The organism is Pseudomonas laurylsulfatiphila (assembly GCF_002934665.1).
GTDB lineage: Bacteria > Pseudomonadota > Gammaproteobacteria > Pseudomonadales > Pseudomonadaceae > Aquipseudomonas > Aquipseudomonas laurylsulfatiphila.
On sequence record NZ_NIRS01000003.1, the window covers coordinates 447,679 to 474,040 of the forward strand.

29 protein-coding genes and 1 pseudogene are annotated in these 26,362 nt (G+C 60.7%); 15 read left to right on the forward strand and 15 right to left on the reverse strand.

The features are described from left to right. Positions 1-112 precede the first annotated feature (112 nt). Complete coding sequence (locus CD175_RS12500) at positions 113-1,171, reverse strand: MBL fold metallo-hydrolase (RefSeq protein ID WP_104449143.1); 1,059 nt, start codon at positions 1,169-1,171, stop codon at positions 113-115. Between the two features lie 215 nt (positions 1,172-1,386). Between CD175_RS12500 and CD175_RS12505 the strand changes: the two genes are divergently transcribed. The 3 genes from CD175_RS12505 (at position 1,387) to CD175_RS12515 (ending at position 3,834) form a co-directional block, all read left to right on the forward strand. Beyond that, on the forward strand, positions 1,387-1,995 hold the full coding sequence (locus CD175_RS12505) for a TetR/AcrR family transcriptional regulator (protein WP_104449144.1): 609 nt from the start codon (positions 1,387-1,389) through the stop codon (positions 1,993-1,995). Between the two features lie 156 nt (positions 1,996-2,151). Continuing rightward, complete coding sequence (locus tag CD175_RS12510; protein WP_104449434.1) at positions 2,152-3,219, forward strand: diguanylate cyclase; 1,068 nt, start codon at positions 2,152-2,154, stop codon at positions 3,217-3,219. Between the two features lie 81 nt (positions 3,220-3,300). Next, positions 3,301-3,834 (forward strand): DUF1003 domain-containing protein, encoded by a 534-nt coding sequence (locus CD175_RS12515; RefSeq protein WP_104449145.1) that lies wholly within the window; start codon positions 3,301-3,303, stop codon positions 3,832-3,834. A 12-nt stretch (positions 3,835-3,846) separates the two neighbouring features. On the opposite strand, the gene CD175_RS12520 is transcribed toward CD175_RS12515, so the two are convergent. Next, positions 3,847-4,788, reverse strand: a complete 942-nt coding sequence (locus tag CD175_RS12520) for a LysR family transcriptional regulator (protein WP_104449146.1) — start codon at positions 4,786-4,788, stop codon at positions 3,847-3,849. 15 nt (positions 4,789-4,803) lie between these two features. Between CD175_RS12520 and CD175_RS12525 the strand changes: the two genes are divergently transcribed. Both CD175_RS12525 and CD175_RS12530 read left to right on the forward strand, forming a co-directional pair. Further along, a complete protein-coding gene (locus CD175_RS12525) occupies positions 4,804-5,511 on the forward strand; it encodes a CTP synthase C-terminal region-related (seleno)protein (protein WP_104449147.1) in 708 nt (235 codons plus the stop codon). Continuing rightward, on the forward strand, positions 5,508-5,831 hold the full coding sequence (locus tag CD175_RS12530; protein ID WP_104449148.1) for an antibiotic biosynthesis monooxygenase family protein: 324 nt from the start codon (positions 5,508-5,510) through the stop codon (positions 5,829-5,831). Before CD175_RS12525 ends, CD175_RS12530 begins: the two co-directional genes overlap by 4 nt. A 124-nt stretch (positions 5,832-5,955) precedes the next feature. Here CD175_RS12530 and CD175_RS12535 read toward each other — a convergent pair whose 3' ends face one another. Continuing rightward, entirely contained in the window at positions 5,956-6,282 is a 327-nt protein-coding gene (locus tag CD175_RS12535; RefSeq protein ID WP_104449149.1) for a DUF2025 family protein, read from the reverse strand. 211 nt (positions 6,283-6,493) lie between these two features. On the opposite strand from CD175_RS12535, the gene CD175_RS12540 reads away from it, so the two are divergent. The 3 genes and pseudogenes from CD175_RS12540 to CD175_RS12550 all read left to right on the forward strand — a co-directional run bounded on the left by CD175_RS12540 (position 6,494) and on the right by CD175_RS12550 (position 8,172). After that, entirely contained in the window at positions 6,494-7,618 is a 1,125-nt protein-coding gene (locus CD175_RS12540) for a glycerophosphodiester phosphodiesterase (RefSeq protein WP_104449150.1), read from the forward strand. Between the two features lie 6 nt (positions 7,619-7,624). Next, a pseudogene (locus tag CD175_RS31710) lies at positions 7,625-7,732 on the forward strand (metal ABC transporter ATP-binding protein); the annotation flags it as partial. A gap of 134 nt (positions 7,733-7,866) precedes the next feature. Next, positions 7,867-8,172, forward strand: a complete 306-nt coding sequence (locus CD175_RS12550) for a PepSY domain-containing protein (protein ID WP_104449151.1) — start codon at positions 7,867-7,869, stop codon at positions 8,170-8,172. A 52-nt stretch (positions 8,173-8,224) separates the two neighbouring features. On the opposite strand, the gene CD175_RS12555 is transcribed toward CD175_RS12550, so the two are convergent. Then, positions 8,225-9,850: a methyl-accepting chemotaxis protein gene (locus tag CD175_RS12555; protein ID WP_104449152.1), complete on the reverse strand. Its 1,626-nt coding sequence runs from the start codon at positions 9,848-9,850 to the stop codon at positions 8,225-8,227. Between the two features lie 272 nt (positions 9,851-10,122). Between CD175_RS12555 and CD175_RS12560 the strand changes: the two genes are divergently transcribed. Both CD175_RS12560 and CD175_RS12570 read left to right on the forward strand, forming a co-directional pair. Further along, complete coding sequence (locus CD175_RS12560; RefSeq protein ID WP_104449153.1) at positions 10,123-11,145, forward strand: transporter; 1,023 nt, start codon at positions 10,123-10,125, stop codon at positions 11,143-11,145. 229 nt (positions 11,146-11,374) lie between these two features. Beyond that, positions 11,375-12,988, forward strand: a complete 1,614-nt coding sequence (locus CD175_RS12570) for an inorganic phosphate transporter (protein ID WP_104449154.1) — start codon at positions 11,375-11,377, stop codon at positions 12,986-12,988. Between the two features lie 114 nt (positions 12,989-13,102). On the opposite strand, the gene CD175_RS12575 is transcribed toward CD175_RS12570, so the two are convergent. Then, positions 13,103-13,999 (reverse strand): LysR family transcriptional regulator, encoded by an 897-nt coding sequence (locus CD175_RS12575; protein WP_104449155.1) that lies wholly within the window; start codon positions 13,997-13,999, stop codon positions 13,103-13,105. 123 nt (positions 14,000-14,122) lie between these two features. Between CD175_RS12575 and CD175_RS12580 the strand changes: the two genes are divergently transcribed. Next, positions 14,123-14,881 carry an SDR family NAD(P)-dependent oxidoreductase gene (locus CD175_RS12580; RefSeq protein WP_104449156.1) on the forward strand — a complete coding sequence of 253 codons (759 nt, stop codon included), beginning with the start codon at positions 14,123-14,125 and terminating at the stop codon, positions 14,879-14,881. A gap of 55 nt (positions 14,882-14,936) precedes the next feature. On the opposite strand, the gene CD175_RS12585 is transcribed toward CD175_RS12580, so the two are convergent. Next, a complete protein-coding gene (locus CD175_RS12585; RefSeq protein ID WP_104449157.1) occupies positions 14,937-15,374 on the reverse strand; it encodes a multidrug/biocide efflux PACE transporter in 438 nt (145 codons plus the stop codon). Between the two features lie 90 nt (positions 15,375-15,464). On the opposite strand from CD175_RS12585, the gene CD175_RS12590 reads away from it, so the two are divergent. Continuing rightward, positions 15,465-16,319: a LysR family transcriptional regulator gene (locus CD175_RS12590; protein ID WP_104449158.1), complete on the forward strand. Its 855-nt coding sequence runs from the start codon at positions 15,465-15,467 to the stop codon at positions 16,317-16,319. Between the two features lie 120 nt (positions 16,320-16,439). On the opposite strand, the gene CD175_RS12595 is transcribed toward CD175_RS12590, so the two are convergent. From CD175_RS12595 to CD175_RS12605, 3 genes are all read right to left on the reverse strand, one after another. Beyond that, positions 16,440-17,675, reverse strand: a complete 1,236-nt coding sequence (locus tag CD175_RS12595; RefSeq protein ID WP_104449159.1) for an RNA polymerase sigma factor — start codon at positions 17,673-17,675, stop codon at positions 16,440-16,442. Between the two features lies 1 nt (position 17,676). Beyond that, positions 17,677-18,021, reverse strand: coding sequence for a YciI family protein (locus CD175_RS12600; protein ID WP_104449160.1), 345 nt, complete (start codon positions 18,019-18,021; stop codon positions 17,677-17,679). A gap of 66 nt (positions 18,022-18,087) precedes the next feature. Continuing rightward, positions 18,088-18,513 carry a YybH family protein gene (locus tag CD175_RS12605; protein WP_104449161.1) on the reverse strand — a complete coding sequence of 142 codons (426 nt, stop codon included), beginning with the start codon at positions 18,511-18,513 and terminating at the stop codon, positions 18,088-18,090. Positions 18,514-18,654: 141 nt separating this feature from the next. On the opposite strand from CD175_RS12605, the gene CD175_RS12610 reads away from it, so the two are divergent. Further along, positions 18,655-19,140, forward strand: a complete 486-nt coding sequence (locus tag CD175_RS12610; RefSeq protein WP_104449162.1) for a GNAT family N-acetyltransferase — start codon at positions 18,655-18,657, stop codon at positions 19,138-19,140. Positions 19,141-19,276: 136 nt separating this feature from the next. On the opposite strand, the gene CD175_RS12615 is transcribed toward CD175_RS12610, so the two are convergent. The 3 genes from CD175_RS12615 to CD175_RS12625 form a co-directional block, all read right to left on the reverse strand. Next, the gene (locus tag CD175_RS12615; protein ID WP_102700530.1) at positions 19,277-19,765 is read right to left on the reverse strand and encodes a GNAT family N-acetyltransferase; all 489 of its coding nucleotides are present in this window, start codon (positions 19,763-19,765) and stop codon (positions 19,277-19,279) included. A 98-nt stretch (positions 19,766-19,863) separates the two neighbouring features. Beyond that, a complete protein-coding gene (locus CD175_RS12620; RefSeq protein WP_104449163.1) occupies positions 19,864-20,349 on the reverse strand; it encodes a GyrI-like domain-containing protein in 486 nt (161 codons plus the stop codon). A 66-nt stretch (positions 20,350-20,415) separates the two neighbouring features. Beyond that, positions 20,416-21,078, reverse strand: coding sequence for a LysE family translocator (locus CD175_RS12625; RefSeq protein WP_104449164.1), 663 nt, complete (start codon positions 21,076-21,078; stop codon positions 20,416-20,418). A 139-nt stretch (positions 21,079-21,217) separates the two neighbouring features. Between CD175_RS12625 and alaC the strand changes: the two genes are divergently transcribed. After that, positions 21,218-22,435, forward strand: coding sequence for an alanine transaminase (alaC, locus tag CD175_RS12630; RefSeq protein ID WP_104449165.1), 1,218 nt, complete (start codon positions 21,218-21,220; stop codon positions 22,433-22,435). Positions 22,436-22,615: 180 nt separating this feature from the next. Here alaC and CD175_RS12635 read toward each other — a convergent pair whose 3' ends face one another. Beyond that, positions 22,616-23,968 carry a GntP family permease gene (locus tag CD175_RS12635; RefSeq protein ID WP_007974485.1) on the reverse strand — a complete coding sequence of 451 codons (1,353 nt, stop codon included), beginning with the start codon at positions 23,966-23,968 and terminating at the stop codon, positions 22,616-22,618. 81 nt (positions 23,969-24,049) lie between these two features. After that, a complete protein-coding gene (locus CD175_RS12640) occupies positions 24,050-24,583 on the reverse strand; it encodes a gluconokinase (protein ID WP_104449166.1) in 534 nt (177 codons plus the stop codon). A gap of 215 nt (positions 24,584-24,798) precedes the next feature. Here CD175_RS12640 and gntR point away from each other — a divergent pair, with 215 nt between their 5' ends. Continuing rightward, positions 24,799-25,830, forward strand: coding sequence for an HTH-type transcriptional regulator GntR (gene gntR / locus CD175_RS12645; protein WP_104449167.1), 1,032 nt, complete (start codon positions 24,799-24,801; stop codon positions 25,828-25,830). Between the two features lie 192 nt (positions 25,831-26,022). Here the strand turns inward: gntR and CD175_RS12650 are convergent, their stop codons facing one another. Then, a complete protein-coding gene (locus tag CD175_RS12650) occupies positions 26,023-26,271 on the reverse strand; it encodes a DUF6124 family protein (protein WP_007974480.1) in 249 nt (82 codons plus the stop codon). Between the last annotated feature and the right edge of the window lie 91 nt (positions 26,272-26,362).

Consider the following 26,362-nt stretch of genomic DNA (forward strand, 5'->3'; position numbering starts at 1 on the left):
ATTTCGAGTGAATGATTTCACCCGTTTTTTCAGCCTAAAGAATCAGTCGGAGTTTTCCGTCATCTCAGGTCACCAGCGCTTGCACGAAAGTTCGTCGCGATCTGTAGTCGCCTCACCCAACGCTCTGTTGATCCTGATATACCTGTTGTCCAACCTCCAACCACCACGCCCCACCCCGCTGCGGATGCATCAGGTTGAACGCCTCTCCCATCTGCGGTGTGGTGATCGATACGTTGCGTTCCCAGGCCAGGGCCAGGATGCGATCGAAGGGTTCGTACCAGGCGTGCATCGACAGGTCGAAGGTGCCGTTGTGGATCGGCAGTAGCCAGCGGCCTTTGAGGTCGAGGTGGGCTTGCAGGGTTTGTTCGGGTTGCATGTGCACGTGCGGCCAGTCGACGTTGTAGGCGCCGGTTTCCATCAGGGTCAGGTCGAATGGGCCGTACTGTTCGCCGATGCGTTTGAAGCCGTCGAAGTAGCCGCTATCGCCGCTGAAGAAAATGCGCGTGTCACCGTCGATCATCACCCAAGAGGCCCAGAGGGTGCTGTTGCTGTCGAACAGGCCACGGCCGGAGAAGTGTTGCGACGGCGTGGCGATGAACCGGATGCCCTCGACTTCCGTGCCTTGCCACCAATCCAGTTGGCGGACTTTGCTGGGGTCGATGCCCCACTTGATCAGGGTGTCGCCTACGCCCAGCGGGGCCAGGAAGTGTTTGGTCTTGTCCGCGAGTTTCAACACAGCCGCATGATCCAGGTGATCGTAGTGGTCGTGGGACAGAATTACCGCTTCAATCGGCGGCAATGCTTCCAGGCTGATTGGTGGCTGGTGGAAACGCTTGGGGCCGGCCCATTGCACGGGCGAGGCGCGCTCGGCGAAGACCGGGTCGGTGATCCAGAATTTGTCGCGTAACTTAAGCAGCACCGTGGAGTGGCCAAGGCGATAGACGCTGTGGTTGGGCGCGGCGATCAGCGCGGCTTGCGTCAGGGCTTGCACCGGGACGGGGGCGCTCGGGCGGGTGTTTTGCGGTTTGTGGAACAGCGCGTTCCACAGGATGCCCATGGTTTTGCCAAAGCTCAAAGGTTGAACCGGCGTGAAGTTCTGATACTGGCCTTGAGCCTGTCGGGACGCTTCAGGTGTGGAGGCGTTGTCCGCCGGGGAGTTTGAATTGGCCATGACTGAATGACTCCAGAAAAACCGCGTTTGACGCGATTCTCCGATTTGGGACGATAAATGGCCAAGGCACGCACGCATCAGCCGGACTTTCTATTTTTACCGGGCAGGATTAACAAAACATTACACTGCACAGTGTAGTTTCTAGGTTGCATCAAAGTCGATGACAAGTAAACTACTGAGTGTAGTTTCCCTTTTCTTCCTGCCGAAGCGTACTTATGACAGCTCCACAGCGCCTCACCGACCGAAAACGCCAAGCGATCATTCAAGCCGCGATCAACGAGTTCCGTGACAACGGTTTCGAGATCACCAGCATGGACAAGATTGCGGCCACTGCCGGTGTGTCGAAGCGCACGGTGTACAACCACTTTCCCAGCAAGGAAGAGTTGTTCGCCGAGATCCTCAATCAACTATGGATCCGGGTGACGGCAGAACAGGAAACGGCCTACCGCCCCGACCTGCCGTTGCGCGACCAATTGCGCGTATTGCTAACGGCCAAGTTGCAAATGTTGGGCGATGACAACTTTCTCGATCTGGCCCGGGTGGCGATAGCGGCGACCATTCATTCCCCGGAGCGGGCGCAGGATATGGTGGCGCGAATGGGCGAACGCGAAGAAGGGCTGACGGTGTGGATTCGGGCCGCACAGGCGGATGGCCGATTGAAAGCCGTGGCGCCCGAGTTCGCCGCTCAACAGATCCATGGCCTGCTCAAGTCTTTTGCATTCTGGCCGCAGATTTCCATGGGCCAACCCAGCTTGTCAGCCGAGGAGCAAAACACGGTGGCGGATTCCGCTCTGGACATGTTCCTGGGCTATTACCAGCTCTAGTCAGCCGTTTACAGCACTTGCCGACATTAAATGGCTTCGAAGGACACTGATTATTCCGGCTGGAATAAATGACAATGTGCACCGCTTTTACCGATGAACGGTAATTCCGCCCCCCATGCAGTAAAGTGTTTCAGAATGAATCTGGTGCAGGAAATTATGGATAGACAACACGGCAAGGGTTTGTCATTTGCCAGACGCATCTACATGCCTCGAACCATTGGCTTGGGCATCGGCAGCATCAGTGTGGCCGCCGCACTGTACCCGTTGAACCTGCCGATCTGGGTCTGGGTTTTGTTGGCGCTCAACGGTTTTGTCTGGCCGCATCTCGCTTATCAACTGTCGAGCCGCTCGGCCTTTCCCTACAAAGCCGAACGCCGCAATCTGCTTTACGATTCGCTATGCGGTGGCTTTTGGGTCGCGACGTTCCAGTTCAATCCGCTTTGCACCGTGACCATTCTGGCGATGATGGCGATGAACAATGTCGCCGCCGGCGGCCATCGGATGTTCCTGTTGGGTAGCCTGAGCCAAGCGGCGGGCGTGCTGATTGCCTGGTCGCTGTTCGGCGCGGCATTCACCCTGTCGACCACGCAATTGCAGGTGTGGGCGTGCTTGCCGATGCTGACGCTCTACCCGTTGGCGTTGGGCATGGTCTGCTACCGGCTGGCGATCAAGCTTTCAGAACATAAACGTAACCTGAGCGCCCTGAGCCGCACCGACAGTTTGACCGGGTTGCTCAACCACGGTGCCTGGAAGGACTTGCTGCAACTGAAGTTTCGCGAGTGCAGCCAGCGTCATGAGCAGGCCGCCATCGCACTGATCGACATCGACCACTTCAAGACCATCAATGACACCTACGGTCATCTCATCGGTGACTCGGTGCTGCGCCAGTTGAGCGTCGAGCTCAAATGCAACCTGCGCGAAAGTGACCTGGCCGGCCGCTATGGCGGTGATGAGTTTTGCGTGATTCTGCCTAACATGCCGCTGAATCAGGCCGTGGACGTGATGGAGCGTTTGCGCAGCGTGTTGCAAGACTATCGGCATGGGGAAGTGCCCGAACTGCGGGTCAGTCTGAGTATCGGTCTGGCGGCCTACCAACCGTCGTTTACCGATGCAACGGCCTGGCTCGATGACGCGGACAAAGCCCTGTACACCGCGAAAAACACCGGACGCAACAAGGTCAGTGTCAACACAAACAACACCAGCCTGGAAACGTCGAGCGCATGATGCGATCGCTTGGCGATTACGCTGCTCGAATAACGCTGGGGCTATAGTGAGCCTCAGTCCCAGCGCCCAGCAGAGAGCACCATGAACACCACGCCAACAGACAATGCCACCGCCGCCCCCGTCGATCATCTGCGTTTCCATCGCCATCACGCCCATCTGGCGCCGACCTTTGGCAATGACAAGTTTGCCCTGCGCGCCGAAGCCTTTGCGCGGTTCTTCGGTACCCCGACCTTTCTCGGCGCCCAAACGCTGATCGTGGTGGTCTGGGTGTGCCTCAACCTGTTCGGTGTCACCCACTTCGATGCGTACCCGTTCATTCTGCTCAACCTGGCGTTCAGCCTGCAATCGGCCTATGCCGCGCCTTTGATTCTGTTGGCCCAGACACGTCAGGCTGCACGGGACAAGGCCCAATCCGATGCCGATGCGCAGCACCGCGAAGCGCTGGCGACCGCCAACAGTGAGCGGCAGGCAGAAGCCGCGAAAAACTCCGCGCAACTGCTGGAGCTGCTCGAACAGAACACCCGCCTCACGGAGATGACCAAGGCCCTCACCGAGCGCATTGAAAACCTGACGACGCAAATGCATGAGCAGTTCGTGCCCAAGGACAAGCCATAGGCCTGAACGGTTTCACGGCAGTTTCAGCGCCCGCCCCAGCTCATCGAACAAGGTGACCACCGAGCGCAAGGCTCGGCAGTCGGGACGAGTCAGCAGCCACAGCGCGGTATCGTATCCGTGCAAGGGCTCGCCCAACGGGCGTAATCCCTCACCGATCAAGAAGTCCGGCAACGCTGCGACACCCAGCCCCGCCCTGACCAGCTCGGTAACCGACAACATGCTGTTGCAACGGTAACCCGGCGTTACGCCCGGCAAGGCCTGACGACGCCAGGTCACGGTCGGATGATCCGGCAGGAAGTCATCCGGGGCGATCCAGGTCAATGAGGCCAGCTCTGCGGTGTTGACCGATTGCAGGTATCGCTCGCTGGCGCACACGCGGTAGGCAATGTCCGCCAGTCGCCGTCCTACCAGGTGCTCCGGTGGCGTGCGGGTCAGGCGCAGGGCGATATCGGCATCCCGGCGGCTGAGGTTGGCAAAATCATTCGACGTGCTGAGTTCGAGCGTCAGCGCCGGATAGTTCGGCATGAACTGCGCCAGCGCCGGCAACAGCAAACCTTGCAGGACCGAATCGGTACAGGTCAGGCGCACGATGCCGCTGATCACTTCACCCCCCTGCTCCACCCCGATGCGCGCAGCCTCCAGCGCCTGTTCAGCGCGCTCGGCCTGCTCGGCCAGTGACTGTGCCAGGGTGGTGGGCAGGTAACCGGCGCGGCTTTTTTCGAACAATTGCTGACCCAGCGCAGCCTCCAGCCGACGCACCGCTCGAAACACCGTCGAGACGTCCACCTTCAACAGCTGCGCGGCCCGGGCCAGAGAGCCGCCGCGCACCAATGCGAGGATCAGGGCCAGGTCCGGGTAGTCCAGTCGATAGTGCGTCGTTGCATTGATCACTTGGGAAAACGCCAATATTGAGTGCGTGAACGCCAATCTATAGTGGGCCTCAGGAATCAACAAGTGCAGAGGCCCCTCATGGAAAACCGTCCGATTCGCATCGCCCTGATCGGCGACTACGACCCGCAAGTCACCGCCCACCAGGCCATTCCCCTAGCCCTTGAAATGGCCACTGAACACAGCGGCCTGAACGTGCAATGGCAATGGCTGGCCACCGATGAAATCCACGCCGAGACACCGCTGCACCCGTTCGATGGTTTCTGGTGCGTACCGGCCAGTCCGTATCGCCACATGGACGGTGCATTGCTGGCGATCCGTTTTGCCCGCGAACAACGGCGACCTTTCCTCGGCACCTGCGGCGGTTTTCAACACGCGGTGCTGGAATATGCGCGCAATGTGCTGGGCTGGTCGGATGCCGAACACGGCGAGACGGCGCCCGATGCAGCACGGGCGCTGCTGACGCCACTGTCGTGTGCGCTGGTCGAGGCCGTCGATTCCATTCATCTGGCTGAAGGCTCGTTGATCGCACAGGCGTACGAAAGCGCCGAGATTCGTGAAGGCTATCGCTGTCGCTATGGGGTGAATCCGCAGTTCGAGGGGGAGCTGCTCGAGCGCGGGCTGCACGCCGTTGGCCACGATTCGCAACAGGGACTGCGCGCGGTCGAACTCAGCGGTCATCCGTTCTTTGTCGCGACCTTGTTTCAGCCCGAGCGAGCGGCACTCGGGGGCGTCTTGCCGCCGCTGGTTGGCGCCTTTGTCCAAGCCTGTGCGGGGCGCTCGTCATGATCGCCAATACGCCAACAGCGCCTTATTACGCGGTGATCTTCACGTCGCTGCGCACCGAGGGCGATCAGGGTTACGCCGAAGCAGCGGCACGGATGCTGGAACTGGCCCGCGAGCAACCGGGGTTTCTCGGAGTGGAATCGGCTCGGGGTGAGGATGGGCTGGGAATAACCGTGTCGTATTGGGCTAGTGAGGCGGCGATTCTGGCGTGGAAGCATCATCCAGACCATACGGCGATTCGCGAGCGTGGGCGTTCGACCTGGTATGCGCGGTTTCATACGCGGGTGTGTCGGGTTGAGCGGGCCTACGGCTTCAGTCTGTAAATGATGCGGTGTTCTTGAGGCCGTCTTCGCGAGCAGGCTCGCTCCCACAGGTTTCGTGTGCTGCCATCAATCCTTGTGGGAGCGAGCCTGCTCGCGATGGGGCCAGTCAATTCACCACAAAAACTCAACCCTGAACCAGACTGCGAACCGCCGATATCTCCGGCACTTCCCCCCGGTTCATGTACACCCGCAACGGATCGGTGATGTTGATCCGGTCATCGATGTTCTGGTCCAGCAACAACTGGATCAATTCGCGCTTAAGCGTCATGGCCTGCCCGGGCCCCGCGCCCCAGACGAACTCGCTGGTCGGGATGATGCCGTCGTCCGCCACGTCCATGCCGAATGAGTCTTCGCTGAAGCGAACGAGGTAATGGCCGGTCTTGCGGTTGAGGCCGACGAAGCCTTTGAGTTGGTCGGCCGCCTGGCAGATGAGCTGGGAAGTGATGCGCATGGTAAACCCCGCAATGGTGATCGTTGGTTTACACGCAGGGCCTGCGTTTCCCTCTGCCGGGGAAATTGCAGGCCCCCAGCGTACTGCAAACGGGCGCACAAAAGTGCTGACGAAAATCAGCTTCAGGCAGATTTATGTCGGTCTCGCGATAGCGCCCGCAAAGATGAGTTGTTAAAAGGGACCGCTCACTCATTGCGAAAGGATCTCGACCATGCCCGCAACCTTTACCAAAAGCGCCCTGTTGTTGAGCCTGTTGCTAGGCCTCGGCCAGGCACAGGCCGCCAGCGAACCCGGTCCCACGGAACTGGCGACTCGCCTGGGCATTCCGCACCCGGCGGTGATCGCCCACCGAGGCGCGTCTTTCGATGCGCCGGAATCCACCGCCGCGGCCTACAAGACGGCCCGCGACCTGGGCGCCGATTACCTGGAACTGGATCTGCAGCGCAGCAAGGACGGCGTGCTGTTCGCCCTGCACGACAACAACCTGCAACGCACGACCGACGTCGCCAGCAAATTCCCCGAACGCAAGGACAGCCCGGCCAATGCCTTCACCATGGCCGAACTGAAAACCCTGGATGCGGGCAGCTGGTTCAATACCGCCTACCCGGATCGCGCGCGTCCAGCCTTCGCCGGCCTGAAGATTCTGACCCTTGATGAAATCATCGACATCGCCGAGGGCAGCGCCCAGCACAAGCCCGGGCTGTACATCGAGACCAAGGAGCCCAAGCAGTTTCCCGGCATCGAACACGACCTCCAGGAAAAACTTCAGGCCCGCGGCTGGCTGAACCCGAGCGAATCGAAACCGGCGAACAGCGCGCTGGCGGTTGGCCAGGGCAACGGCAAGGTGGTTTTGCAGACCTTCGAGAAGAGCAGTCTCGAACTGCTGCAAAAGGAAATGCCGAAGGTGCCGAAGATCCTGCTGTTGTGGGTCGGTGAAGGCAGTATCGAGCCCAAGTCCAAGGTGACCTTTGCCGAGTCCGGGGAAAAAGATAAAGCCGCTTACTACGCCAAACAACAACCGAAGGACAAAGCCGAATTCCAGCGCTGGGTCGACTACGCCAAGGCCCAAGGCGCCATCGGCACCGGCCCGTCCGCCGCACTGACCCAGGGTGGCGACCAGAGTTACTCGGACCTGGTGCAACCCTGGATGAACCAGTACACCCACGATCAGGGCCTGCTGGTGCACGTCTACACCATCGACGATGCGGTGGACTACCAGAAAGTCATGGACGCCGGCGTCGACGGGATCTTCACCAACCGTGCAAGTGAGTTGTTGAAGTTTTATAAACGTCCGGCGGCGAATGTGGCGCAGGTGCTTCAGAACAACGGCTACTGATCCGCAATCACGCAAAACCCTGTGGGAGCGGGCTTGCTCGCGAAAGGGCCATCAGCTTCAACATCCACGTTGACTGACACTCCGCATTCGCGAGCAAGCCCGCTCCCACAGGTTATGTATTTGTGTTTGTATGTTCGGGCACAGTCCAGCAGGAATTGATGCAGGACATGTAGAGGGTTTTAAGGGTGGCTTAAGTTACAAAAGCTAACCTGATCTCACTTGAACAGATCACCCAAGGAAAGAAGCCCATGAAGACTCTGACTGCTTTGTTTACCGCTGCAACCCTGACCCTCACTGCCGGTCTGGCCCAGGCCGACGTGCGCGTGGATGAGATCCCGCAACTGGTCAAGGACGGCAAGATCAAGCCCCTGGAAGATCTGAACAAGATCGCTCTGGAATTGCACCCGGGCGCCACGATCACCAAAACCGAGCTGGATAACCATTTCAACGGTTACGAGTATGAGATCGAGTTGCGCGACGCCAAGAACGTCGAGTGGGATGTGGACATCGATGCCTCTAACGGCAAGGTCCTGAAAAACAAGCAAGACAAGTAATCACAACACCCACAAAAGCCGCACGCTCTGACGATCGTGCGGCTTTTTGCGTTTAAGCGCTCAAGCGCGCCGTCACCTCGTTCAACTGCCCCGACAAACCGTGCAGGTTGTTGCTCGCCGCTTCGGTGCGCTGCACATTGTCCAGGTTGGTGCTGGCGATGCTGGTGATCTCGGTGAGGTTGCGCGAGATGTCTTCGGCCACCGAGGTCTGTTCTTCCGCTGCAGTGGCGATCTGCCGGTTCATGTCGCGGATGGCTTCCACGGCCAGGGTGATGCGTTCAAGCATGGCGCCGGCCTCGGTCACCTGCTGCACGCTTTCCTCGCTGCGCGACTGACCGCTTTCAATCGCCTGGGCTGCTTCGATTGCACCAGTCTGCACGGTTTGAATGATCTGGTTGATCTCGATGATCGACGCCGCCGTGCGCTGGGCCAGGCTGCGGACTTCATCGGCCACTACGGCGAAACCGCGCCCGGCCTCACCGGCGCGGGCCGCTTCGATGGCCGCGTTGAGCGCCAGCAGGTTGGTCTGTTCGGCGATGCCGCGAATCACCTCCAGGACCTTGCCGATGCGTCCGCTGTCGGTTTCCAGTTGGCGGATGACCGTGGCGGTGTTGGCGATTTCGCCACGCATTTGGGTGATGGTGTGGATGGTGCCCTGCATGACTTTTTCGCCCTGTTGGGCAGACTGGTCGGCATCGTCGGCGGCCCGCGCCGCTTCGGCGGCATGACGCGCCACCTCCTGCGCGGTGGCGGACATTTCGTTCATTGCCGTGGCCACCTGATCGGTGCGGTTGAACTGCTCGTTGGTACCGCCGGCCATCACGGTGGCGATCGAGTTCAACTCACCGCTGGCGCTGTCCAGGTCCGACGCGCTGCGCTGCAAACGGCTGAAGGTTTCGGCGAGGAAATCGCGCAGGGTGTTGGCGGCGATCGCCAGTTTGCCCAACTCGTCCTGACGGGTGCTGGCCACGCGCTCGGCAAGACGCCCCTGGCTGAGTTGCGCCACGTAGTCGATCAATTTGCGGATCGGCTCGACCAGGTGGCGGTTGACCAGCCACAGGCTCAACAGGCCGATCAACAACCCCGAAACCAGCATCACGACAAGCCCCAACAGCACCGTGCGATCGGCGGCGGTGCTGATCAGCGTCGACTGCTCGGCGCCTTGCTTGCGCAACTCGCTGACCAGTTCGCTCATCTGATCGCTGGTCGCGCGGTCTACGCCTTTGACCGCGGTATCGCCCGCCGTCGGATCACCGCCGGCGGCCACGAACGCGTCCCGCCCCTTCTGATACGCCGCGCCCAACTGACGATGTTCGTCACGCAAGCGCTCGATGCGGAGCTTGAATGACGGCTCGATGCCCTTCTGCGCGGCCAACTCGCCGAGGATGTTTTGCACATCACGCTGACGGTCTTCGAATTGCCCCCAGTACTTGCTCAGGTCCGCCGGTTGCTTGCCGCGCAACAGGACGTTTTTCCACTCTTGCACCTGCACCTTGAATTGCAGGTTGGCTTCATCGATCAATTGCGAGGTATGCAGCGGGCCCTCGATCAGATTGGCGTAGCTCTTCACGCCACTGGACAGGAAATGAAAGCACGCCAGGGCGATCAACAGCATCGCCAGCAGGCTGCCACTCAGCAGGGCGAGAATTTGTGCTCTCAAGGACTTTTGCAAAAGCATCGAAGGGTACTCATGACAGGAATGAGGCACGCCAAAAAAAGGCGTGAAAGGTGTCCGGACATCCCTGTCTGCGGTCTCGGTCGCGGCCTGCGGCGCGCAACTTGACCCAAGCGTGATCGGCGTGCCAGAGCGGTTCTTTAGAAAAAACCGACCATCGGTAGAGCAATCGTTTGCGTTATTTTCCTGTCACAAAAACGTCATCCCGGCTTGCGATGATGCCGCTCAAGTGAACCTGTAAAACACGCGACAGGCGCCTCCCCTTGCGAGTCCTCATGAACCACAGCATCGATCAAAGCCATCGCGACACGGATCTGTTCGGCCTGCTCTACGGTTTCAGTTTTCGCCCCGGTGAGGCCGGTCGGGAAATCAACTCCGCCGAAGCCTTGCAGTACCTGCAACAACCGGAAAGCGACGAACAGTTTCTCTGGCTGCACCTGAACCTCGCCCATGCCGCGTGCGAGCGCTGGATGAAAAGCCATCTGGAATTGCCCGAGGAATTTTTCGAGGCGCTGCACGAAGGCTCGCGCTCGACGCGCATCGAGCATGTCGACTCCGCGTTGCTGGCGGTGGTCAACGACGTGGTGTTCAACCTCAGCAACCTGGTCTCGTCGGATGTCTCGACTTTGTGGGTGTGCGCCCGCAGCCGGCTGATCATCAGCGCCCGCCTGCAGCCTCTGCACTCGGTGGACAAGTTGCGCTCGTCGGTGAAGGCCCGGGAATGCTTTCGCTCCCCGCTGGAGCTGCTGGTGCATCTGCTGCGCGACCAGGGTGAAGTGCTGACCCAGATCGTGCGCAAGACCAGCCAGAGCGTGGACCAGATCGAAGACGAGTTGCTGTCCTCGCGCCTGTCGACCAACCGCGCCGAGCTGGGCGCCAATCGCCGGGTACTGGTGCGCTTGCAACGGCTGCTGGCGCTGGAGCCAGGTTCATTGCTGCGCCTGCTCAACCGGCCGCCGCAATGGCTGCAAAAGGAAGACGTGAAGGAGCTGCGCAAATCCACCGAGGAGTTTGCGCTGATCATCAACGACCTCACGGCGCTGGGTGAGCGTATCAAGCTATTGCAGGAGGAGATCGCCGCCAACATCAACGAACAGACCAACCGCACGCTGTTCACCCTGACAGTGGTGACGGTGCTGGCGCTGCCGATCAACATCATTGCCGGTTTTTTCGGCATGAACGTTGGCGGCATTCCGCTGGCCGGTGACCCGGAAGGCTTCTGGATCCTGGTGGCGCTGGTCGCGACCTTTACCGTGATTGCCGGGCGCTGGGCGTTTCGCAAGCAGCAGGATTATTGAGTCTGTCCGAAAACCTGTGGGAGCGAGCTTGCTCGCGATGAGGCCCTGTCAGCCAACAGAGATGTTGAATGAAAGACCGTCATCGCGAGCAAGCTCGCTCCCACAGGGTTCAGCGCTCGATTCCAGATCAGCGGCCCTGCAAAAAACCAAACACTGATCCAAAGCAGTCTCCCTGTAACAATTAGCAACGATTATCACCGGTACACCTCCCTCCTCAGGAATGTCCGTGATGGCTACACCCTCCTTCACCGCTGCTCAGACGCCTGCCAGTAGTACCAGACCGCAACTCGACAAGAAGCCCGGCCTGATCACCCTCGTGGTGTTTTTTGCCGTGCTGGCCATCGGCTTGTTGTTTACCGCCTACAGCCTGATGCACGACATGAACGAACTCGGCACGGTGGTCACCACTTGGACGCCGTTCCTGCTGCTCGGCGTGGCGCTTTTGATCGCCCTGGGCTTTGAATTCGTCAACGGCTTCCATGACACCGCCAACGCGGTGGCCACGGTGATCTACACCAACTCGCTGCCGCCGAACGTGGCGGTGGTCTGGTCCGGCTTCTTCAACTTCCTCGGGGTGTTGCTGTCCAGCGGCGCGGTGGCGTTCGGCATTATCGCCCTGCTGCCCGTGGAGCTGATTCTGCAAGTCGGCTCGTCCGCCGGTTTCGCGATGATCTTCGCCCTGCTGATCGCCGCGATCCTGTGGAACCTCGGCACCTGGTGGCTGGGGCTGCCGGCCTCGTCCTCGCACACCCTGATCGGCTCGATCATCGGTGTCGGCGTGGCCAACGCCCTGATGCACGGCCGCGACGGCACCAGCGGCGTGGACTGGGCGCAAGCGACCAAGATCGGTTACGCACTGCTGCTCTCGCCCCTGGTCGGCTTCGGCTGCGCCGCGCTGCTGTTGCTGGCCCTACGCGCGTTCGTCAAGAATCGTGCGCTGTACAAGGAGCCCAAGGGCGAGACCCCGCCGCCATGGTGGATTCGCGGCCTGTTGATCGTCACCTGCACCGGCGTGTCGTTTGCCCACGGTTCGAACGACGGCCAGAAAGGCATGGGCCTGATCATGCTGATTCTGGTGGGCACACTGCCAATGGCTTACGCATTGAACCGCACCATGCCCGCCGATCAGGCCTTGCAGTTCGCGGCGGTCGCCGAAGTCACCCAGCAAGCCTTGGTCAAGGCGGCCCCGCTGCCGGCCCCGGCCGACCCGCGCTCGGTGCTGTCCGATTACGTGCGCAGCAAGGAAGCGACCCCGCAACTGGTGCCGGCGCTCGCTGCACTGACCGGCAGCATCGGCGCCCAGGTCAAGGGTTACGGTTCGCTGTCGAAAGTCCCGGCCGAGGCCGTGGGCAACGTGCGTAACGACATGTACCTGACCAGCGAAACCATTCGCCTGATGGACAAGAACAAGGTCGGCAACTTCGATGCCGACACCAGCGGCAAGCTGCAACTGTTCAAGCAGCAGATCGACAACTCCACGCGTTTCATTCCGTTGTGGGTGAAGATTGCCGTGGCCATCGCCCTTGGCCTGGGCACCATGGTCGGCTGGAAGCGCATCGTGGTGACCGTCGGCGAGAAAATCGGCAAGACCCACCTGACCTACGCCCAGGGCGCCTCGGCGGAAACCGTGGCGATGCTGACCATCGGCGCCGCCGACATGTTCGGCCTGCCGGTGTCGACCACTCACGTGCTGTCCTCGGGCGTGGCCGGGACCATGGTCGCCAACGGCGGCGGCCTGCAGATGAAGACCATCCGCAACCTGCTGATGGCCTGGGTGCTGACCTTGCCGGCGGCGATCCTGCTGTCGGGCAGCCTGTACTGGTTGTTCACCCAACTGTTCTAAACACCGCAAGACCCTGTGGGAGCGAGCCTACTCGCGAATGCGTCGGCACATCCAGCAACTATGTGTCAGACAGTCAGCCATCGCGAGCAGGCTCGCTCCCACAGGGGGCCGATCTCAGGTTTCCGAGCGGATCACTTCCCCCAGCCAATCCATGAACACCCTCACCCGCAACGGCAAATGCCGCTGCCGGGCATAGAGCAGCGACGCCTCCATGGACGGCGCATTGAACGGCGACAACACCTCGACCAGTTCACCGCTTTGCAGGTATTGCTGCATGCCCATTCTCGGCGCCTGAATCAGGCCGAAACCACCCAGGCAGGCGGCCTCATAGGCATCGGTGCTGTTGACCGTGACACTGCCGGCCATCGGCAGTCGCTGCACCTGCCCCTTGTCGACGTACACAAAGCCTTCCGAACGCGCACCCAAAACGCCGACGTAATGCACCAGTCGATGCCGTGCCAGATCTTCCAGCCGTTCGGGCACGCCATAGCGCTGCAGATACGCAGGGCTGGCGCAATTGACCATGCTGAAGTCACACAGGTGTCGCGCCACCACCGATTGGTCCGGTTGGGCGCCGATGCGCAGCACGCAATCGAACCCTTCGGCGAGCAGATCGACCCGACGGTCGGTGCTGCTGATTTCCAGCTCCAGCAGCGGGTGCTGCGCCATGAACGCCGGCAGGCGCGGCATGACCACGCGACGGGCGAGAATGTTCGGCAGGTCGATGCGAATGCGCCCCACCAGCGATGCTTCGTCCTGGCGAAACAAGCCCTCGATTTCGTCCATGTGCGACAACAGGTCCTTGCTGCGCTCATACAACACCAGACCATCCTGGGTCGCCTGGACCTTGCGGGTGGTGCGCTGCAACAGCCGAGTGCCGAGCAATGCCTCCAGCGCCTGCACATGCTCGGACACCGTAGATCTGGGCAGCCCCAGACTTTCTCCGGCGAGGGTAAAACTCGACATCTCGCTGACACGGACAAAGGTGCGCAACAGTTCCAGTTTGTTCATCAGCCTGCTCTTTTATTGTTCGGTTTATCCGACCAGTGATTCCGCCTTAACCCTGTTTATCACCACTGACCGGATAAATAAACTTCCTCACATCAACCGCCCACTGCACCTGAGGAAGTCCCCATGAACCGTAAAATCGCACTGATCACCGGCGCCAGCCGCGGCCTCGGCAAAAACGCCGCCCTGCATCTGGTTGCCCAAGGCATCGACATCATCGGCACCTACAACAGCCGCGCCGATGAGGCGCAGTCACTGGTAGCCGAGATCGAAAGCCTGGGCGGCCGCGCCGTCATGCTGCAACTGGACGTCGCCCGGAGCGAGCAGTTCGGCGCCTTCGCCAGCGAAGTCACGAAGGTCCTGCACAGCCACTTCGAGCGCGAGGGTTTCGATTTTCTGATCAACAACGCCGGGATCGGCCTGCACGCCAACTTCGTCGACACCACCGTCGAGCAGTTCGACCTGTTGGTGAACATCCAACTCAAGGGGCCGTTTTTCCTCACGCAGAGCTTGTTGCCATTGCTCAATGACGGCGGCCGCATCATCAACATTTCCAGTGGCCTGACCCGTTTCAGCCTGCCGGGCCACAGCGCCTACGCGGCGATGAAAGGCGCGATGGAAGTGTTGACCCGCTACCAGGCCAAGGAACTCGGGGCGCGCAACATCGCGGTGAATATCCTCGCACCCGGCGCGATTGAAACCGATTTCGGCGGTGGCGCCGTGCGCGACAACCCCGGGTTGAACACCCTGGTGGCGAACAACACCGCCCTGGGTCGCGCCGGTTTGCCGGATGACATCGGCGCCGCGATTGCGCTGCTGCTCGCGCCGGGCAGCCAGTGGATCAATGGCCAGCGCATCGAGGCGTCGGGGGGGATGTTTTTGTAAGATCAAAAGATCGCAGCTTTGTAGGAGCTGCCGCAGGCTGCGATCTTTTTTTACGTTACTGCGCACAAGACTGGCGCAGCACCACCCGCTCCCGAACCACGTCATACACCCAGTGGTACACGTAGGTGTACGGCAGGAAGAACAGCAACACGCCGATATCCAGCAGGAACGCCTGCCACAGGCTGACATTCAGCCACCAGGCAATCAGCGGCACGCCCAGTGCGACCAGACCGCCTTCGAACAACAGCGCATGCACCACGCGGACCCATGCGTTGTGGGCGATGGCGAGGCGCTTGAGCACCCGGTCGAACATACCGTTGAAGACCACGTTCCAGGCCAGGGCCAGGGCGGCGATGAGGACGGTGACCATGCCCATTTCCAGCATCGGCTTCTTCATGATCCAGGCCAGCAGCGGGGTACAGATCAGGATGGCCAGCAGTTCGAAACCGATGGCTTGGAAAATTCGTTCAGTAATGGATTTGTTGGCGCTCATGGCCGAACTCCCTTGAGTGACTGTGGTTGCCATGATCTGTCATCGTACCGATACTTCATAACCAATAACCATCGATCAAGGCGATAGTTCATGGCCTCTCACGAAGTGTTGCTGGCGTTTGTCGAAGCGGCGACCCAAGGCTCGTTTTCCGCCGCGGCGCGCAAGCTGGGCCGCAGTCAGTCGACCATCAGCGCGGCGGTGGCCAGCCTGGAAATCGACCTCAACCTGGCGCTGTTCGACCGCAGCAGCCGCAAGCCCGGCCTGACCCCGGCCGGACGCGTCATGCTGCAACGGGCCGAAGACATCCTGGCCGCCAGCAGTCGTCTGGAAATGACCGCCCGCCAACTGTCCCAAGGGGTGGAAGCGAAGTTGACGGTGGCGCTGTCCGATACCTATCAGTCGGACCGTTTCGAGGCGTCGCTCAGTGCCTTCGAGCAGCGTTATCCGGACCTTGAACTCGAATGCCTGATCGCTGAATGCGATGACCTGGTGTCGCTGGTGCAAAGCGGCCGGGCGCAGATTGCCTTCGCCGAAATGCAGGACAGCTACCCGCCGGACCTGGTCAGTTCGACGGTGGACGAGCGCACGGAAATCGCCCTGTTCGTGTCCCCTACCCACCCGCTGGCAAGGCTGGACTACGTCGATCAGGACGTACTGCAGCAACACCGCGAACTGCGCCTGGCCACCATCATCAATCCCTATGAAAGTCGGGCGAAGGGCCGCGTCTGGTCGGCGCCGAGTTATCTGATGCTGCTGGAAATGGCCCAGGGCGGATTCGGCTGGGCGCCGCTGCCCCGTTGGCTGGTGGAGCGCTTCGGGCCCGGCACCCTGCAGGAACTGGTGGTGCGCGGCTGGCCGAAAACGGTGTCAGTGGATGCGTTGTGGTCGCGGCTGAATCCGCCGGGGCCGGCGGGGAGCTGGTTGCTGGGCAAGATGCTGGAATAGCGGTGTGGCCATTCGCGAGCAAGCCCGCTCCCACAGGTTATTGTGTCGGTCACAAAATTTGTGTGCACCACTGCCCCTGTGGGAGCGGGCTTGCTCGCGAAGAGGCCAGCCAATATCACATCACTCCAACGCCTTGAGCCGCGCTTCGATAAACCGCCGCTCCGGCTCTTGCCGGGTCAACTCCAGTGCCCGTTCCCACGCCGCCCGCGCCTCTTGCTTGCGATCCAGTTGCCGACAAAACTCCGCCCGCGCCGAATGCGCCAAGTGGTAATCCAGCAGTTCGCCCCGCGCCAGAATGGCGTCGACCAGCGTCAGCCCCGCCTGCGGTCCATCGCGTTGGGAAATCGCCGCCGCCCGATTCAACTCGATCACCGGCGACGGCACCGCCCGCAGCAGCACGTCATACAGGCCAACAATCTGCGGCCAATCGGTTTCCCCCGCCGTCGAGGCTTCGGCATGCACTGCCGCGATGGCCGCTTGCAGGCAATAGGGCCCGAATCGCCCCATGCCCAGCGCGTGCTCGATCAGCGCGCAGCCTTCAGTGATCAACCCGGCATCCCACAGCGAACGGTCCTGCTCGTCCAGCACAATCAGCTCGCCGCTCGCCGAAGTCCGGGCCGGACGCCGCGACTCGTGCAGCAGCATCAACGCCAGCAAGCCCATCACTTCCGGCTCCGGCAACAACTCCACCAGTAACCGGCCGAGACGGATCGCCTCGCGGGTCAATTCCTCGCGGACCAGTTCGGTGCCGATGGACGCCGAGTAGCCCTCGTTGAACACCAGGTAGATCACCCGTAATACGCTGTCCAGACGCTCGGGCAACTCAGCCAGCGTCGGCACTTGATAAGGGATTTTCGCGTCGCGAATCTTCGCCTTGGCGCGCACGATGCGCTGGGCGATGGTGGCCGGGGCCGAGAGAAAGGCCCGGGCGATTTCTTCCGTGGTCAGGTCGCAGACTTCCCGTAGTGTCAGCGGCACTTGCGCGTCCGCCGCCAGGGCCGGGTGGCAGCAAGTGAAGATCAGCCGCAGGCGATCGTCTTCCACGTCTTCATCACTCCAGTCTGCCTGTTCCAACTCCTCCAGCTGCGCGATCAACAAGGGCTGCGACGCGGCAAAACGGGCTCGCCGGCGCAAGGCATCGATGGCCTTGAAGCGCCCGGCGGACACCAACCAGGACCGCGGATTGTCTGGTACGCCGTCACGCTGCCAGCGTTCGACCGCGATGAAAAAAGCCTCGTGCAAGGCTTCTTCGGCGAGGTCGAAATCCCCCAGCAAACGAATCAGGGTCGCAAGAATGCGCCGCGACTCTTCACGATAGACCCGCTCGACCTGCGTCTGAACCGGCAGCCCTGGCATCTTAAGGATTCAACTGCCGAACGGGGCGCACTTCGACACTGCCGACCCGGGCCGCCGGAATGTTCCCGGCGACCTGAATGGCTTCGTTGAGGTCCTTGGCATCGATCAGGTAAAAGCCGGCCAGTTGCTCCTTGGTTTCAGCGAATGGACCATCGGTGATCGACAGCTTGCCGTTGCGCATGCGCACGGTGGTGGCGGTCTGCACCGACTCCAGCGCCTCGGCGGCGACCATCCGGCCACTGCCCTGGATCGACTCGGCATAGGCCATGCACTCATCGTCCTTCGGGCTTTCCGGTAGCGAATGCAGCAGGCGCTCATCGCTGTAGACCAGGCATAAGTACTTCATCACGCTCTCCTTATCGAACGAGCAACTATGGTCGCTGACTGGCATTCTGGCTCGGCTTCCCGACGATCAGGGCTTGAGGTCGAACAGCGTCGCGCCGCTGGTCATGTCGAACGGTGCCGACCAATGTTCGTGGACGATCTGCCACAGCCCGGCTTCCTGTCGATAGCACTGCGAGACACGCATCCAGCAGGCCTGGGTTTCGCCCTTGTCGTTGGTGCCACCGCAATGGGCCAGCCAGTGAGCGAAAGCGATCTCCTGGGACGGCTCAATGGTGATTTCGTGGAACTCGAAGATGTGCGGGCCGGGGCACATTTCCATGCAGGCCTGCCAATGCACGCGATACGCCGGCTTGCCCTTGAATTGCAGGGCCTTGACCGCGTCGAAGGAGACGATGTCATCGGCATACAGAGCCATGATTTTTTCAATGTCCTTGGCCATGACCGCCTGACGGTAGTTCTCGATGAGGTTCTGGATCTGGGTTTGCGAGTTCATGGTGGTTCTCCGTGGTTTTTATTGGAAGACACCCTTAGTCGTCTGGCGATCCGGCGAATCGACAGAACAAATAAAAATAATCCTAACGGCCAGAATCGCTAGAATCCGAGGTTCTATTCATGTTGGAAAAAGGACACTCCCGTGACAGCCCGACTCGTGCCTTACGAAAGCCTGAATGCGCAGCAGCGCCAACAGGTCGAGGCCATCGAAGTACATCCGGAGCAAATAAAGTTCTCCGGTGATATCCACGGTGCATTGCACACCTTGTTGTCCAGGCCCGGCCCGGGGGTCAAAGGATTTGCCCTGCTGGCCGATGCGGTTCCAGTTGCCTTCCTGCTGCTCAAGCGCCCACCCGTATTGCCTGCGTGGGCCAATGACCACAGCGCCACCCTGCATGCCCTGCAAGTCGATCAACGTGCCCAGGGCAAAGGCTACGGCAAGGCCTGCCTGCAGGCGCTGCCCGAAGCGGCGCGCCTGGCCTGGCCGGAAATCCGCGGGCTGGAGCTGTCGGTGGATGCCGACAACGCAGCCGCCATCGCCCTGTACGAAAGGTTCGGCTTTGTCGACAGCGGCGAGGCGTACAAGGGCCGGATCGGTTATGAGCGGCGGATGGGGTTGGTGTTTTGAACACGGCCCCCACCAACACCACAAAACCACTGTGGGAGCGAGCTTGCTCGCGATAGCGGATGATCAGTCGACATCTTTGTTGAATGTTACGCCGCCATCGCGAGCAAGCTCGCTCCCACAGAGGATCTATGTCGGGTCAGAGTTCCAGCACCATCTCATGCCAGGCCATGCCGCCATGGTCCGACGCCGATGGTTTGACGTAGGCAAAGCCGAAACCGGCATACAACGGAATATGCCGCTCCTTGCACATCAGGTTGATGCTGACCTTGCCCATCGCACGCATACGCTCGATGAATTCGCCCATCAAAAGCTTGGCCAGGCCCTGCCCTTGATAATCCGGATGCACCACCACCGACATGATCACCACGTGCGGCCCGGCCGGGTCGTGGCCGATCAGTTCCTTGAACGCCTCGTCCGACATTTCCACCTGAAACGCCGCGCCGGAGTTGATGAAACCGGCGACGACCCCGTCCACTTCAGCAACGATAAACCCCTCGGGCCAGGTGGCGATGCGGGTGGCGATCTTCTCGCGGGTCGCGGCTTCGTCACCTTCATAGGCAAGGGTTTCGATGGCAAAGCAGCGGTCCAGATCGGCGGGGGTGACGTTGCGGATGACGGTGTTCATGGCGGCTCGGGATCAACATGGGAAAGGCTGGGGATGATAGATCAGCCGCCGTGGGACATCGAGAGACGAATCGGCTGATCCGCCTCTCGCTGCGGGTGTCATGCCTTGATCGGCAGCCAGAGTTCCAGCTTGCCGGTGTTGAGCTTGGGGTTGAAGTCTTCGCTGTAACGCTCGAACTCCGGCGCCGCCAATAGTTCGTGGCCGGACTGCGGCAGCCACGTGCCATGGATGTACTGGAAGGTTTGCGGCAGGGTGTCCAGCGGTCCCTTGTGTTCGAACACCACATATAGCTGCGGCTGAACTTCCACCCAGCGATAGGTTTCCGGCAAGTCGTCGAGTTTGCTGATCTCGACCCCGGCGATGTAATCGAAGCCGCCCTTGCCGTCGAAATTGCAGCAGACGCCGTAGGTGACTTCGCCTTTCTGGCCCGGAACTTTACCGATGTGGGGAATGAATTTATCCCAGAGTTCGGGAATGCCTTTTACTGTCTCTTGGGTAAATCGTTCGCCAAGTCCTGCGATCAGCAGAAAGTGTCCGTGTTCGAAACGGGGCTCCGTCACCTCGACGCGTGTTTGCTCATCCATGACTCGACTCCTGCGCTTAAAAGTGGGTTCGGCTGGGAGTATAGAAGCCAAACCCGATTCGCCCAGTTACAGTGCGTGCAACTGCTCGACTGCACCGGCACCAACGAACTCGTTATAACCCGATAGGATCACGTAGACCGCGAAATAGCAGAAGATCGCCGCCGATGCCATGTAGGAATAACGCAGCAACTTGTCGCCGAGCAACTTGCCGCCGTGGCTCGCGGCAAAGCACAGCCCGACACACCAGAGAATCCCCGCGCAAAGAAAACCGCCGAGAAACAGCGCGGAGCTGAGGACGCCACCGCCACCGGAACGGGCGATCAGCGTGCCACCCACGGCGGCGAACCAGAGAATCGCGCTAGGCGACGACATGGCCAGGAAGATCCCGCGAAAGAACTCCTTGCGATGGGAGTTGTGCCCCACCTCGGCCGATTGTGCCAGCACCGCTTCGTGGTGAATCGCTGAATAGATCATCTTCGCCGCGAAATACACCAGCAGCGCCGAGCCACCGATCCACAACACCCAACGTACGGTTTCGTACTGCAGCAACACGGTCATGCCGGCCAGCGCCAGTACCGCGTAGATCAAGTCACCGACGCAGGTCCCGAGGCCCAGGGCAAAGCCCTGGAAATAGCCGCGCTGCATGGCCAGGGTGATCATCGCGATGTTGGCCACGCCGATATCCAGGCACAGCGAAAGGCTCAGCAAGAAGCCGCTGGTAAATTCCATCGAACCCTATCCTTCGGAAAAATTTGTTTACATTGAGGCTGGACAGTCTGCCACAGCTGCCCTTACATTCCGCCACAGGTCACCGCAGTGACCAGCGTCGCTCGGACGGTTCCGGGCGCTTACGTTATCCGAGGCAACAATGGCCGAACAAGGTTCGCCGCGCCGCTTTGCGCGCATCGATCGACTCCCCCCTTACGTTTTCAACATCACCGCCGAGCTGAAGATGGCCGCCCGTCGTCGTGGCGAAGACATCATCGACTTGAGCATGGGCAACCCCGACGGCGCCACGCCGCCGCACATCGTCGAAAAACTCGTCACGGTGGCCCAGCGCGAAGACACCCACGGCTACTCCACCTCCAAGGGTATTCCGCGCCTGCGCCGGGCGATTTCCAACTGGTACAAGGACCGCTACGAGGTCGACATCGACCCGGAAACCGAAGCCATCGTTACCATCGGTTCCAAGGAAGGCCTGGCACACCTGATGCTGGCCACCCTGGATCAGGGCGACACCGTGCTGGTGCCCAACCCGAGCTACCCGATTCACATCTACGGTGCCGTGATTGCCGGCGCCCAGGTGCGCTCGGTGCCGCTGGTGCCGGGCGTGGATTTCTTCGCAGAGCTGGAGCGGGCCATTCGCGGTTCGATTCCGAAGCCGAAGATGATGATCCTCGGTTTCCCGTCCAACCCGACCGCCCAGTGCGTGGAGCTGGACTTCTTCGAGCGCGTCATCGCCCTCGCCAAACAGTACGACGTGCTGGTGGTGCACGACCTGGCCTACGCCGACATCGTCTACGACGGCTGGAAAGCCCCGTCGATCATGCAGGTGCCGGGGGCCAAGGACATTGCGGTGGAGTTCTTCACCCTGTCCAAGAGCTACAACATGGCCGGCTGGCGCATCGGCTTCATGGTCGGCAACCCGGAACTGGTCAACGCCCTAGCACGGATCAAGAGCTACCACGACTACGGCACTTTCACCCCGCTGCAAGTGGCAGCGATTGCTGCGCTGGAAGGCGATCAGCAATGCGTGCGCGACATCGCCGAGCAGTATCGGCAGCGCCGCAACGTACTGGTCAAAGGCCTGCATGAACTGGGCTGGATGGTGGAAAACCCGAAAGCGTCGATGTACGTCTGGGCAAAAATCCCTGAGGCTTACGCGCACCTGGGTTCGCTGGAGTTCGCCAAGAAACTGCTGGCCGAGGCCAAGGTGTGTGTCTCGCCGGGCGTCGGGTTTGGCGAGTACGGCGATGATCACGTGCGCTTTGCCCTGATCGAAAACCAGGACCGGATTCGCCAGGCCGTACGCGGGATTCGCGGGATGTTCCGGGCGGATGGGCTAGTCACCAAATCCAACGCCTGACCCATATCTACTGTGGGAGCGAGCTTGCTCGCGATGGCGTCGTATCAGTCAATAATAATGGCGACTGATACACCGCTATCGCGAGCAAGCTCGCTCCCACAGGGTCTTGTATAGGTCCTTGAAATCGAGCACCCACAAAAAAACCGCATCGCTGCGGTTTTTTTGTGTCTGTCGAATCGCTTAGACGAACAGCGACAACAACAGAATAAAGCCCAGGCCCACCACCGACAGGATGGTTTCCATCGCCGTCCAGGTCTTGAAGGTTTCAGCCACGGTCATGTTGAAGTACTGCTTCACCAGCCAGAAACCGGCGTCGTTGACGTGCGACAGGATCAGGGAACCGGCACCGGTGGCCAGCACCAGCAACTCACGGTTCACACCCGGAATCATCCCCACCACCGGCACCACGATGCCGGCGCCAGTGATGGTCGCCACAGTCGCAGAACCGGTGGCGATACGAATCACCGCCGCCACCAGCCAGGCCAGCAGGATCGGCGAGATCTGTGCGTTCACCGCCATGTGGCCGATCACGTCACCCACACCGCTGGTCACCAGCATCTGCTTGAAGCCACCACCGGCACCGATGATCAGGATGATCGCGGCGGTCGGCGCGAGGCTGGCATCGAGCCATTTCATCATCTGGCTGGAACCGATGCCCTGCTTGTAGCCGAAGGTATACAGCGACAGCAGCAATGCCAGCAGCAACGCCGAAATCGGGTGACCGATCAGGTCCATGAAGGCGCGGAAGATGTTGCCATCGGGCAGCACCACGTCGGCAAAGGTCTTGAGCAGCATCAGGAACACCGGCAGCAGCACGGTCACCAGCGTGATGCCGAAGCTCGGCAGCTCAGCCGAATCCGTTTCGCGCGCCAGTTGATCCACCAGTTCCTGGTTCGGATGACCGGGAATGTGCTTGGCAATGAACGTACCGAAGATCGGGCCAGCGATGATGGCGGTTGGCAGCGCAACGATCAGGCCGTACAGAATGGTCTTGCCGATGTCGGCACCGAACACCCCGATAGCCAGCAGCGGACCCGGGTGCGGCGGCACCAGGCCGTGTACCGCGGACAGACCCGCCAGCAGCGGGATACCGATCTTGATGATCGACACGCCAGTGCGGCGGGCGACAATGAACACCAGCGGGATCAGCAGCACGAAGCCGATTTCGAAGAACAGCGGAATACCGACCAGGAACGCCGCGAACATCATCGCCCACTGCACCTTGTCCTTGCCGAAGGCGCGGATCAATGTCTGCGCAATCTGATCCGCACCGCCCGATTCGGCCATCATCTTGCCGAGCATCGTGCCCAGCGCGAGGATGATGCCGACAAAACCAAGCACGCCACCGAAGCCGTCCTGGAACGCCTTGATGATGGTGCCGATCGGCATGCCGGAGGTCAGCCCGAGGAAGGCTGCGGCGATGATCAGGGCAAGAAAGGGGTGCAACTTGAACTTGGTGATCAGGACGATAAGCCCGATCACCGTGACCACTGCATCGAGCAGCAGGAACGTCTCGTGGGACATGCCAAACATTAGGGGTGTCTCCTGGTTGTTGTTGTTATTAAAGCGGGTTAATCAGAAGCCGCGAGGACAGCGCTGTCTTTGCAAGCACAGTCATACCGCCTGCTTCAGGCCGTGCGCCTGCCACCAGACATGAGCCTGCGCAGCCAGTTGCTCGACACTATGGGTCGAAGCATCCAGCGCCAGGGTCAACGGCTCGCCGACGGGCGATTCGAGGGTGGCGAACTGGCTGTCGATCAGAGTCGACGGCATGAAGTGGCCCGGCCGATGGGACACACGGTCGGCGGCCACCTCGGGGGTCAACTCAAGGAACACGAAGCCCAGGCCCGGCAAGGCGCTGCGCAGACGTTCGCGATAGATGTGTTTGAGCGCCGAACAGGTCAGCACCGGGCGCTCGCCCTTGGCGTCGACACGGCGCAGTTCATCGCACAGGCTGTCGAGCCAGCCGGCGCGGTCTTCATCGTTCAGGGGGATCCCCGCGCTCATCTTTTCGATATTGGCGGCAGGGTGGAAAGAGTCGCCTTCAATGGCCGTAGCGCCGCTCAGTTGGCACAGGGCCTCGCTGACGCACGTCTTGCCGCAACCGGCAACGCCCATGATGACCAGGGCGGTGATGGGATGGTTCATGTAACACCTCAGCGCGCAGACAGCGCTACCTTTGCCAGTTATGACACTAGACCAAAAGCAGAAGTTGCCGACGCCTTTCTTGTCATTTTGTGGGTTGCAGCAGGTTAGGTCCCAACGCCAAAAAGCGAGGATCAGGCGAACCCTCGCTCACGCATTTGCAGCTGCATCGAGACAGCGCTACCTTAGTGCCTTGAATTTTGTTTGGCAAGCCGTCGATGAACACAACCAAAAACGATAAAAATACCCGCACCACTGGCCGCCCTACCCTGAACGAAGTTGCCCGACTGGCCGGCGTCAGCCCGATCACCGCCTCCCGCGCCCTGCGTGGCGTCAGCACCGTGGCCACCGAACTGGTGGAAAAAGTGCAGAAAGCGGCGCTGGACCTCAACTATGTCGTCAACCCTGCCGCCCGCGCCCTGGCCTCGGCCCAGAGCCATTCGGTGGTGGTGTTGGTGCCTTCATTATCCAATTTGCTGTTCATCGATACCCTGGAAGCCATTCATCAGGTTTTGCGCCCCAAGGGCTTCGAAGTGCTGATCGGCAACTTCCACTACTCACGTGATGAAGAAGAAAACCTGCTGCGCAACTACATGGCCTATCAGCCACGCGGCTTGCTGCTGACCGGGTTCGACCGCACCGAAAGTTCGCGGCGGATGATCGAAGCCAGCAACATTCCCTGCGTGTACATGATGGAACTGGACAGTGCGGCCGGGCTCAATTGCGTTGGCTTTTCGCAACTGGCGGCCGGCGAAACGGCGGCCGAGCACTTGCTGTCTCGCGGTCGCAAACGCCTGGCCTACATCGGCGCGCAACTGGACCAGCGCACCTTGCTGCGCGGCGAAGGTTTCCGCAAAGCCCTGCAAAAGGCCGGTTTGTACGACCCGGCGCTGGAAGTGCTGACGCCCCGCCCGTCTTCGGTGGGCCTTGGCGGCGAATTGTTCCTGCAGATGATCGCCAGCCACCCGGATGTCGATGCGATCTTCTTCGGCAACGACGACCTGGCCCAGGGCGCGCTGCTCGAAGCGATGCGACACGGGATCAAGATCCCCGAGCAAGTGGCGATCCTCGGCTTCAACGACCTGCCCATGTCCGAACACATGGTCCCGCGCCTGAGCAGCATCAACACCCCACGCGAAGCCATCGGCCGCCGCGCGGCCGAGCAGATGCTGACGCTGATGGCCGGCAACACCGTGGCCAGGCCGGTGCAGGACATGGGGTTTGAGTTGAAGGTGCGGGAGAGTACATAAGCACCTGCATCAATTTGGTCAGGCAAAGGACATTGTGGCGAGGGGGCTTGCCCCCGTTCGGCTGCGGAGCAGTCGCAATCCGGCTCACGGGGTTGAACTGTATGACCGCAGTGTCTGCCTTGGGGTCGCTTCGCAACCCAACGGGGGCAAGCCCCCTCGCCACAGGGAAGGCCTTTCACCCTCGCTCAGTGTTCAATCCTGCGGATCGAGGTTATCCAGCACACGATTCACCGCCAGTTCCGCCAGCATGATGATCTGTGCGATCGCCAGTGCCGTGTTGCGCTGGCTGCCTTCCAGAAACGTAGCAAAGTCATTGGTCATCACACTCGCCGAGGCCAGTGATTCGCAGGCGTGCGCCAACAGCGTTTCGTTATTGATGCCGGGTGAGATGGAGAACATCGGGCTGGGATTGCGTGGGGGGTTGGGCGTGGGTTTGAACATGGCAATACTCCTAGAGTGATGGAGCTGCCACGTCTCGCTGCGATACGAAGGGTGGCAGCTGTACGCGGGTCGCAGACCGGGACTCTAGAAC